Annotated in this window: 5 protein-coding genes; 1 reads left to right on the forward strand and 4 read right to left on the reverse strand. The window is 61.5% G+C overall.

The window, feature by feature from the left end; all coding sequences use genetic code 11:
- Positions 1 to 661 (forward strand): TIGR01777 family oxidoreductase (locus LJE93_14220; GenBank protein ID MCG6950063.1); only part of this gene is annotated, 661 nt, incomplete at its 5' end.
- 62 nt (positions 662 to 723) lie between these two features.
- Here the strand turns inward: LJE93_14220 and LJE93_14225 are convergent.
- The 4 genes from LJE93_14225 to LJE93_14240 form a co-directional block, all read right to left on the reverse strand.
- Positions 724 to 1,953, reverse strand: a complete 1,230-nt coding sequence (locus LJE93_14225) for an ABC transporter permease (protein MCG6950064.1) — start codon at positions 1,951 to 1,953, stop codon at positions 724 to 726.
- Positions 1,954 to 1,960: 7 nt separating this feature from the next.
- On the reverse strand, positions 1,961 to 3,193 hold the full coding sequence (locus LJE93_14230) for an ABC transporter permease (GenBank protein ID MCG6950065.1): 1,233 nt from the start codon (positions 3,191 to 3,193) through the stop codon (positions 1,961 to 1,963).
- Positions 3,190 to 3,873 (reverse strand): ABC transporter ATP-binding protein, encoded by a 684-nt coding sequence (locus LJE93_14235; GenBank protein ID MCG6950066.1) that lies wholly within the window; start codon positions 3,871 to 3,873, stop codon positions 3,190 to 3,192. Before LJE93_14235 ends, LJE93_14230 begins: the two co-directional genes overlap by 4 nt.
- 8 nt (positions 3,874 to 3,881) lie before the next feature.
- On the reverse strand, positions 3,882 to 4,544 hold a 663-nt coding region (locus LJE93_14240), incomplete at its 5' end, for an efflux RND transporter periplasmic adaptor subunit (protein MCG6950067.1).

Here is a 4,544-nt window from a genome sequence, read left to right on the forward strand (position 1 = left end):
GGAGGATCTCAGAGCGAGCCGGCTCGACCCAACCACAACGCTGGCCAACGCTATTCGGCAGGCGGAGCGGCCGCCCTCCCTGCTCATCAATGCATCCGCGGTCGGTTTCTACGGAGATCGTGGAGAGGAGTCTCTCGACGAAGCCTCATCGTCCGGAGAGGGCTTCCTCGCCGAGCTTTCGCAAGACTGGGAGACCGCGGCCCTGGCCGCGCGATCGGAAGACACCCGGGTGGTTCTCCTACGCCTGGGCATGGTGCTGGCGCAGGAGGGTGCGCTCGAAAAGATGCTGACCCCGTTCAAGCTCGGGCTCGGGGGACCGGTCGGTTCCGGCCGCCAGTTCTGGCCATGGATCGGGGTCGACGACGTGAGCGGTATCGTCGAGTTCATCCTCGGCCAACCCGAGATCGAAGGTCCGGTCAACGTCGTCGCCCCTCAGGAAACCAGGTGCTCCGAATTTGCCCGCACCCTCGGACGCGCACTCTCTCGACCGGCGATCTTGCCTGCACCCGCCTTTGCGGTGAGACTTGCTCTGGGCGAAATGGCTGACTCCTTGCTCCTCTCGTCGCAACGCGTCCGGCCAGCATTGCTCGAAGAAGCAGGCTACGAGTACAGGGCACCGACGTTGGACATCGCTCTTCGAACAGCCCTAAAAACATCATGAGAAGGTTTGAACGTTGAACGTTTAAACGTTAAACGTTAGAACGTTTCAACGTGCAACGATCGCTATCCGGCGAGGGCTTCGACGGGGGTGAGCCGTGCTGCGCGCAGCGAGGGGTAGATTCCGGCGATCAGGCCGACACTGATTGCGAAGACGACCGCCAGGAAGACCGCGAAACCGGAGATTGGCAAACCGGCCTCGAAGAATTGCCCGGCGATACCGCACACCACCACCGCGACGAAGAACCCGATGATTGCTCCTATGACCGACAGGAAAACCGCTTCGATCAGGAACTGAAGCAGGATGTCCCGGTCCTCGGCGCCGATCGACTTGCGCAGGCCGATTTCGAAGAGACGCTCGGCGAGCGAGATCTGCAGCACTGAAAAGATCCCCACACCACCGACCACCAGCGAGATGCCCGAGATCGCGAAGAGGATGATCGTCCAGCCATTCAGCATGACGTCTATCTCCTCCTCGGCTTCGAGGATTTCCTGTGCGACGTTTTCAATCTCGAAATCCTCGACCCTGTTGTGCTGGCGCCAGAGCCTGTTTTTCAGATGGGCAAAGAGCTCCGAAAGTTTGCTCGTGTCCGCCGCTTTCACCATCAACATGGGAACCCGCTCGCCACCGCCGTAAAGCCCCTGCATCGTGGTCAGAGGGATCGTCGCGCCCTCCATCTCACGCCGGCTCCAGCCATCGTTGATCATGTCGTTGCCGACACGCTCACCGACTCCGATCACCTCGAAGCTGTGATCGCCGAGCCGCACCCACTCGCCCAGCGCGTCATGGCTGCCAAACAGGTCCTCGGCCAGGAAATGTCCGATCACGGCGACCCGGCGTTTTCGTTCCACGTCGAGATCAGAGATGTATCGACCCTTTGCTGTGCGGCGGTCGAACACCTCGGCATATTGGGGAGTGGTTCCCGTGACGCGCACCGATTTGCTGGCATCGCCCCAGGCAATCACCTGTTGGGAATATGACACCGGCGCGGCCGACGAGATCTGTTGGCTCGCCTCGACCAAGCCAGCCGCATCCTCCCGCCGCAACCCTTCTGACATATGGGCGCGTTTTACGTCGAGATTTGTGGTCGGCGTTTCGGTGCTGACAAAAAGCACCCCACGCAGACCCAGAGAATCGATGCCGTTCCAAATCTCGACCTTGACTGCCTCGATGAGGCTGACCATCGTGACGACCGCCATCGTGCCGAGAACCACTCCAAAAAGCGTCAACAGCGAACGCATCTTGTGCGCCCAAATCTCGGTAAGCGTCGTCCTCAGGGCTTCGCCGATGACCATGGCTACCTCACTCGTAACGCAGTGCGACCACCGGATCGAGGCGAGACGCCCTCACCGCCGGGTAGAGTCCAAAGAAGAAACCGACGACTGTGGCCGAGGCCACCGATACGGCGATCATCGACGCGGTAATCGTCATATCCATCTGCATGATGGTCATGATGCCGAAGGTAAAGACAATGCCGAGTGCGAGACCCGCCGCACCACCGAAGACCGTAACCACGATGGCCTCGATCAGGAACTGGACGAATACCTGCCATCCGGTCGCGCCAAGTGCCTTTCGCACGCCAACTTCACGCATCCGTTCGGTGAACGATGCGAGCATGATGTTGGTGATGACGATACCACCGACCAACAGGGCGATCACACCGCACGCCATGAAGGTGATGTTGTAGACCATGTCTTCCTGGGCGCCCTGTTCGAGCCGTTCCTGACGATCCCAGACGCCGAAATCTTCCACCCCGTGCCGTGAGCGCAGGAGCTGTTCGACAGCGTCGCGAGACTCCTTGTGGTCCTCGGGGGAGCGGAGCCGCAGGTTCAACTCATCAATGTTTTCTGCCCCCGGCTCCTGATGCCGTTTCATGTACGACGTGATCGGCACAGTGATCAGCCGGTTGAGCCACTCGTGGGCGTTGTAGGAGTCGGTTCGCTGCCAGAAGAAGACCTTCTCGGCGGTCACACCGACCACCGTGTAGGCCTTGCCTTCGATGTTGAGGGCCTTGCCCACTGGATCGGCGGTCCCGAAGAGCTGCCGCGCTCGGGTCGAACCCAGCACTACGACCGCTGCCGCCGTCTCGATGTCGTGGTCCGTAATGTACCGGCCGCTGCCGATCGCAAGCTCGCGCATCCGGCCGAACTCGGGTTCGGTGGCCGTAATTCGAAAGCGTTCCTCGGTAGCGCCCGCGCGTATCTGGTGGTTGCGCCCGATTTCAGCCACGACGACATCGAAACCGTCAATCGTGTCCCTGATGGCCTCCGCATCCTCCAGCTTGAGCCCCATTTTCGCTCGCTGTCGGGCGGTCAGCTCGAGCTCCCCCGGAGGCTGGTTGTAGACACCCATGAGCAGAGTGCCACCAGACTCCCGGAAGTACTGGTCTCTCCTCGCATCCATGCTCGCAGTCATGCCGAGGGTCGCCACCACCGAGGCGACACCTAGGATCACGCCGAGAGTCTGGAGCATCGTGCGGCCGATGTGCTCGCGGATCTCGACGAACCCTTCGCGGATAAACTGGGCTGGATTCATGCAGCTGCCTTCTGCCCGTTGGGCAGGATCAGGCCATCGACGATGCGGATCGTCTCCCTCGCTCGAGCCGCGATCGTCGGATCGTGGGTCACCATGATCATCGTCTGGCCACCCGCGCGCAGCTCGTCGAAGAGCTCGAGAATCTCCTTGCCGGTCTCCTGATCGAGGTTCCCCGTCGGTTCATCGGCCATGATCACGGATGGTCTGCCTACGATCGCCCGGGCGATCGCTCCGCGCTGGCGTTGACCGCCGGAGAGCTCGTTCGGGCGGTGCCTGGCACGATCGTCGAGACCGACCTTGGCGAGCGCCTCGTACGCCAGCTGGCGTCGTTCCTTCCTGCTCATCCCTCCGTAGAGCAGCGGCAGCTCCACGTTGCGCAGGAGGCTCGCCTTGGGGAGAAGGTTGAAATTCTGAAAGATGAAACCGATCTTCCTGTTTCGGAGGTGGGCGAGCTTTCGTCTCGAGAACCTTGCAACCTCTTCTCCGTCGAGAAGATACGAGCCAGACGTCGGCGTGTCAAGGAGGCCGAGAATGTGCATCAGGGTCGACTTGCCTGAGCCGGATGGCCCCATGACCGCGAGGTAGTCGCCAACACCGACCTCCAGGTCGATGCCCCGCAGGGCCTCGACCGAGAGCTCACCTTCGCCGTAGACCTTGGTGATGCCCTCGAGCTTCATCAGCGTCTGCATCAGGACCTCTCCTCCTGCGGCTTCGACGGATCCGCCAGCGCCACCTTTTCGCCGTCGTTCAGGCCCTCCACGATTTCGACCTCGGTGGTCGAGGCGATCCCGGTGACCACCGTGCGCTCTTCGAACCAGCGTCGCCACTCCTGACGCGGGTCTTCGCGCCATTTCTCGTCCTCGCTCGTTCCGCCTTCGCTCTCGGCGTCTGCACCTTCGGCGCTCTCGGACTCCCCGTCGGTCTCGGTAGCCTCCTTCGGCAAGGGAGTATCACGCAGGACATAGACCATCTCCTCGTCGCCGCGCACGAAGACGGATTCCAGCGGCACCGTCAACACCTGCTCCCTGGTCTCGCCGCGAATTTCGATGTTGGCGGTCATCCCGGTGCGGAGTTCGTGGCCCAACTCGTCGAGAGCGATCTCCACATCGAAGACCTTGACTTGATTGTCGAGGCGCGCCGCCGGTGCAATCCGGCTGATCGTTCCGGTGAAAAGCACGCGAGGAAATGCATCGAGCGTGACACGGGTACTCTGGCCAAGGTGGATCTTGCCGATGTCGACCTCGTTGATGCCGGCCTTGACCAACATCGTTTCGAGGTCGGCGACGGTAGAAATCACTGTGCCCGCGTTGAAAGAACCCGAACCGGTCACTGTCTCTCCGAGCTCGACCTG

The organism is Acidobacteriota bacterium (assembly GCA_022340665.1).
In the GTDB taxonomy this organism is placed as follows: domain Bacteria; phylum Acidobacteriota; class Thermoanaerobaculia; order Thermoanaerobaculales; family Sulfomarinibacteraceae; genus Sulfomarinibacter.

Bases quoted from the DNA above. Each gene is read 5' to 3' on its own strand.
- LJE93_14225 (MCG6950064.1), bottom strand. From the start codon at position 1,953: ATGGTCATCGGCGAAGCCCTGAGGACGACGCTTACCGAGATTTGGGCG.
- LJE93_14230 (MCG6950065.1), bottom strand. From the start codon at position 3,193: ATGAATCCAGCCCAGTTTATCCGCGAAGGGTTCGTCGAGATCCGCGAG.